Here is a 5079-nt window from a genome sequence, read left to right on the forward strand (position 1 = left end):
AAGGGGAGGGGCGAGAAGCAGAAGCCATGCGCAAGCCCCTCCCCTTCAGGGGAGGGGTTGGGGTGGGGCCGTGCAGCGCGCCCGACCTCGGCAGTCCCTGCGAGGCTCCCCCCACCCCCGACCCCTCCCCTGAAGGGGAGGGGCAAGAAGCAGAAGCCGCGCGCAAGCCCCTCCCCCTCGGGGGAGGGGTTGGGGTGGGGCCGTCCAGCGAAGCCCGACCCCGGTCATCTCTGCGAGGCCTCTCCCAACCCCTCCCCTGGAGGGGAGGGGCGGATTAGGGCGGCGCTTGCTTCTGCAACCGCCGCGCTCGCCACATTCAGCCATACCCCGCGGCTCGATGCCGAACTGCTGATGGCGCACGCGCTCGCCATCCCGCGCGAGACGCTGCTGCTCTCCCGGCTCGACGCCGTCGTGCCCGACACCTTCGCCCCGCTGCTCGCGCGCCGGCTCGCGCAGGAGCCGATCGCCTATATCACCGGGACGCGCGCCTTCTGGACGATCGAGCTGGCGGTCGGCCCCGGCGTCCTCGTCCCCCGCGCGGACAGCGAGACGCTGCTCGACGCCGCGGTCGACCATTTCGCGAAGCGGCCACCCGCGCGCATTCTCGACCTCGGGACCGGCCCGGGCACCTTGCTGCTCGCGGCGCTGGCGGAATGGCCGGCCGCAACGGGGGTGGGCGTCGACCAGTCGGACGTCGCGCTCGGCTTCGCCCGGCGCAACGCCGCAACGCTCGGCACGGCGGAGCGGGCGAGCTTCGTGCCGGGCGACTGGGCGGACGGGATCGACGAGACATTCGACCTGATCCTCGCGAACCCGCCCTACATCGGGACAATCGAAAGCCTCCCGCGCGAGGTAGCGGAGCATGAACCCGGTGCAGCGCTGTTCGCCGGGGTGGATGGGTTGGCGGACTATTACAGGCTTGTCCCGCAGCTCCGTACGGTGCTCGCGCCCGGCGGCGCGGCGATCCTCGAGATCGGCGCGACCCAGGCGGACTCGGTTAGCGCGTTGCTTCGAAAGCAGGGTTTCGATGTCGACCTGCGGCACGATCTGGGCGGTAACCCACGTGCGCTGATCGCCACGAAAGCGGCTTGACGGATCGTATGGCTTTTCCAATATTCCGCTTGGAGAATGCGCAGCAAACCGCTATTGCAACCCCTAGGGGCACGCATTTTCATCGTAACGTGTTGAAAATGGGCTGTTGCCCGCTCCCTTCGTCATGCAGTCGCCCGGTCCGGCGACGCTGGCAAGCGCGCTTCGTCGATGGTCGGCGGTCGGTGCGCAAGGGGCATTTGCATCCATATTTCTGGAGCACGACCCGGTTGGTTTCCAAGGACAGGACAACAAGAACTTGATCAACAATCGTCAGGCCGGTCGCCGTCGCGGCCGTGGCGGGCAGCAACAGCGCTCGCAAGGTGGTGGCAATCCGGGCCGTCTCGATACCGGAAACCGGATCGACAATCGCGCCCGCGGCAATGCGGCGCAACTGCTCGAGAAATACAAGACGCTCGCGCGCGACGCCCAGATGCAGGGCGACCGCGTCAACGTCGAATATTACCTCCAGTTCGCAGACCATTACTTCCGCGTGCTGGCCGAAACGCGCGCGCGGATCGAAGAGAATGGTGGCCCGGTCCAGCGCCGCATCCAGGGTGCGACGCTCGACGAGGACGATACCGAATTCGAGGACGAAGGCGAGCGCATCGCCCCCGTCGAGCAACAGCGCGGCAACCCGAACGGCCAGAACGGTCAGAACGGCTATCGTCAGGAGGGACGGCAGGACACGCGTTCCGACGGCAACCGCTCGGACGGCAACCGCGCCGACAGCAACCGTCAGGAACCGCGCGCGGAGTCCGGGCGCAATGACGGCAACCGCAACGACACCCGGAACGACCAGCGCGGCGACGGTGATCGCGGGTATCAGCGCGGCGGCAATCGCGGCAACGGCGACCAGCAGAATGGCGCGGTCGAAGCACGCGGCGATGATTCGTCCGAGCGCCCACGGAGGTCGCACAACGGCGCGAGCCAGGACGACGGCGGGTACGAGCGCCAGCGGGACCAGCAGCGCGATGCGCCGCGGGGCACGGACGATCGCTACACCCGGACCGATAGCCGCCCCGAAAGTCGTGACGAGGAGTCCCGTCAGGACGCCGACGCGTCCGAGGCCGTGCCGGTGACGACGGAACAGGCCGCGCCGGTTCAGTCCGACGCCGCCGAGCCGCCGCGTCGCGGTCGCGGGCGTCCGCGGCGCGATGCCGCGACCGCGCCGGTTGCTACCGCGTCCGAGCCCAAGGACGATTCCGCCGACGACAACAGCTTCTCGGCGGATCTCCTGCCGCCGTCGCTCAATGTCTCGGCGGTCGTGTCCGACGACCCCGAAGCCGATGCCGCCGAAAAGCCGCGGCGTCGTCGCGGTCGCCCGCCGATCGTGCGCGAGACCGATCCGGTCGCCTGAACCCGTTTGCCGACCGCCCGGGCCCCGCGCCCGGGCGGTCGGTCAGCCTTTATTCCGGATCGTCGATCGATTCGTCATGGCCGCTTCCCGAACTGAGGAAGACGAGCCCCATCAGCGCCGCGGCGAGCATGATCGATCCGCCCGCGCCGCCGATCACTGCCAGGATCGCGACCCAGCCCAGCGGTCCGTACACCTGTTCCAGCACCAGGATCGCGCCCGCGATAAACACGACCGCGACGATCGCCATCCAGCCGAGCATACGGCGGTAGCGTGCCCACGCGAACGCGGCATAGTCGGGGTCATCGAGGCCTGATCGCTTCGGCATGCTTCCCATTGCCGCGCAAACGTGAAATCCTCAAGCGCCTGGAGACTCGGATAGCGAGCGCAGACGGGAGAGCGATGATGACGATCGGAGCCATTTTGGGCGGCAAGGGACGCGAGGTCGTCTCGGTCACCGCGGATCAGAGCGTGCGCGCGGCGGTCGCGCTGCTTGCGGAACGCCGGATCGGCGCGGTGCCCGTGCTCGACGGAACGCGGATCGTCGGCATCTTCTCGGAACGCGACGTGATCTATGCGGTCGCCAGCCAGGGCAATGACGCGCTCGGCCAGACCGTCGCCGACATCATGACCGCGCCTGCGATCACCGTCGGTTCCGACGAAGCGGTGATCGGCGCGCTGTCGTTGATGACGCGGCGCCGGATCCGCCATCTGCCCGTGGTGGACGACGATCGGATCGTCGGGATGGTGTCAATCGGCGATCTCGTCAAATATCGCATCGACCGGATCGAGGCGGATGCCGAGGCGATGCGCAGCTATATCCAGTCCGCCTGAGCAATGTCTGATGGCGGGCGGCGCGAGACCTCTGCGCCGCCTGCGCGATCGAATCGACGCCCTAAAACGCTGGTTCGATCACCGGGCGCGCGTCCGCTGGCGTCCGCCGGATCGTCTGGCGCACCTCGCGCACCACGCTCCGGGCGAACAGCCCGAGCCACCCGGCATAAAGCGTCACCCCGCTCGCCACCAGGGTCAGCAGCCGCGGGAAAGGCCCCATCGCGGGAAGCAGCCGGTCGACCAGCATCACCCCCAGCGCCATCGCCACCGCGGCGATCAACCCGGGGGCGATCGCCACGATCACCGCGCGGAGCGTGGTGCCGATCACCGGGAGCGACCGCCACAGGCTGAAACCGAGATAGACCGGATACGCAAAGATCCACGCCGCGGCGAGCCCGGTCGGCCCATAGGGCACCGCAACCAGGAACCCGGTCGCAAGCACGACAGCACCGAATGCGCCGTTGCGGACGCCGATCCCGGGCCGATTGCGCGCGTCGCACGCGGGTTGCAGCAAGACCTGCAGCGTCATGAACGGCATGGCGAGCGCGAGGAGATGCACGACCGGCGCAGCCCCGCGCCATTTGTCGCCCAGGACCGTCAGCACCAGCGGCTCGGCCACGACTGCCAGACCGAAGTAGAACGGCAGCGCCGCCAGCATGATGATCCGCACGCTGCGGTTGAACGCGGTGGCCACCGCCGCGCGATCGTGCTGGATCCGGGCATAGGCCGAGAAGGCGACCTCATTGAGCGGGGGGACGATCTTCGACACGAAGATCTGCGTCAGGAACAGCGCCTCGGTGTAGAGGCCAAGCGTATAGGGGCTGAAGTTGCGCCCTGCGATGAAAACGTCCGCCTGGCTTTGCGCGAACCAGAAGAACTGGCCGACCGCCATCACCCCGCCATACCGCGCCATCGCCCCTGCGCCGCGAAAGTCGAAGCTCGGCCAGACGAGCGAGCGCGCCGCGATCGTCATGCCGATCGCGCGGACCCCGAACAGCACGATCGGCGCAAGCACCAGCGTCCAGACGCCAAGCCCGGCGAGCGCGCCACCGAGCGCTGCACCGGCGCCTGCGACCGACGCGATGATATTGGCGCGCGCCTGCATCCGGAAATCGAGGCTGCGGGAGAGAAGGGCATAAGGGAGCGCGATAAAGGGGGTAGTGAGATACAGCAGCGCCTGGACGCGCAGCATGTCCGCAATGATCGGCTGGCGATAATAAGCGGCGGCGGCCGGCGCGAGCAGCAGCGCCTGGATCGCCGCCAGGATGAGGTTGAGCAGCAGCAGCATCCCGAACAGCTGGCGGATGTCGCGCTGCGTGATCTCCGCTTTCTGGATCAGCCCGCTCGCAAGGCCATAGCCGTTGAGCATGTTGAGGAACACCAGCACCACCCCGGTCATCGCGAACAGACCGTAATCGTGCGGGTCGAGCAGGCGAATCACGAGGAAGGTCGACGCCCATTGCACCAGCTGCGCGAGGATCTGGCTCCCGGACCGCCAGATCACGGCGCTGCGCACCTGATCGGCGAGCGATTCAGCGCGGGCAGGGGGGGATTCGGATCGGGACGCCATCCATGCAGCCGTAGCGCGCAAGGCTTTAAGGAGGCCTGAATCCGCGGAGTTCCGCGGGTTTGACGCGCAATTGAAAGAAAAGTGCAAAAAAGCGTTTGACCGAATCGTGTGCCGGCCATAGAGGGGTGTCACCGCAGCGACGGACCGAACGGTTCGCTTCTGCAGTCACCAGATCCTCGGCGTTTGGTTCGCCCTTTGAAAGAAGGGCTGAGCAAGACGTCGGCGTTTT

At 67.7% G+C, this 5079-nt stretch carries 6 protein-coding genes; 3 read left to right on the top strand and 3 right to left on the bottom strand.

The annotated features are described in order from the left end of the window. Positions 1 to 273 precede the first annotated feature (273 nt). Entirely contained in the window at positions 274 to 1092 is an 819-nt protein-coding gene (gene prmC, locus RH91_RS05955; protein ID WP_029623644.1) for a peptide chain release factor N(5)-glutamine methyltransferase, read from the top strand. Between the two features lie 256 nt (positions 1093 to 1348). Then, complete coding sequence (locus tag RH91_RS05960; RefSeq protein WP_037479209.1) at positions 1349 to 2449, top strand: DUF4167 domain-containing protein; 1101 nt, start codon at positions 1349 to 1351, stop codon at positions 2447 to 2449. Positions 2450 to 2498: 49 nt separating this feature from the next. On the opposite strand, the gene RH91_RS05965 is transcribed toward RH91_RS05960, so the two are convergent. Continuing rightward, the gene (locus RH91_RS05965) at positions 2499 to 2774 is read right to left on the bottom strand and encodes a hypothetical protein (protein WP_010161689.1); all 276 of its coding nucleotides are present in this window, start codon (positions 2772 to 2774) and stop codon (positions 2499 to 2501) included. Positions 2775 to 2851: 77 nt separating this feature from the next. Between RH91_RS05965 and RH91_RS05970 the strand changes: the two genes are divergently transcribed. Further along, positions 2852 to 3280 (top strand): CBS domain-containing protein, encoded by a 429-nt coding sequence (locus RH91_RS05970; protein WP_029623645.1) that lies wholly within the window; start codon positions 2852 to 2854, stop codon positions 3278 to 3280. Between the two features lie 61 nt (positions 3281 to 3341). On the opposite strand, the gene RH91_RS05975 is transcribed toward RH91_RS05970, so the two are convergent. Both RH91_RS05975 and RH91_RS23045 read right to left on the bottom strand, forming a co-directional pair. Beyond that, positions 3342 to 4850 (bottom strand): lipopolysaccharide biosynthesis protein, encoded by a 1509-nt coding sequence (locus tag RH91_RS05975; protein ID WP_037478567.1) that lies wholly within the window; start codon positions 4848 to 4850, stop codon positions 3342 to 3344. Between the two features lie 25 nt (positions 4851 to 4875). Then, on the bottom strand, positions 4876 to 5079 hold a 204-nt coding region (locus RH91_RS23045; protein WP_232283415.1), incomplete at its 5' end, for a hypothetical protein.

Source organism: Sphingomonas sp. PAMC 26617 (assembly GCF_000242835.1).
Classification (GTDB): Bacteria; Pseudomonadota; Alphaproteobacteria; order Sphingomonadales; family Sphingomonadaceae; genus Sphingomonas.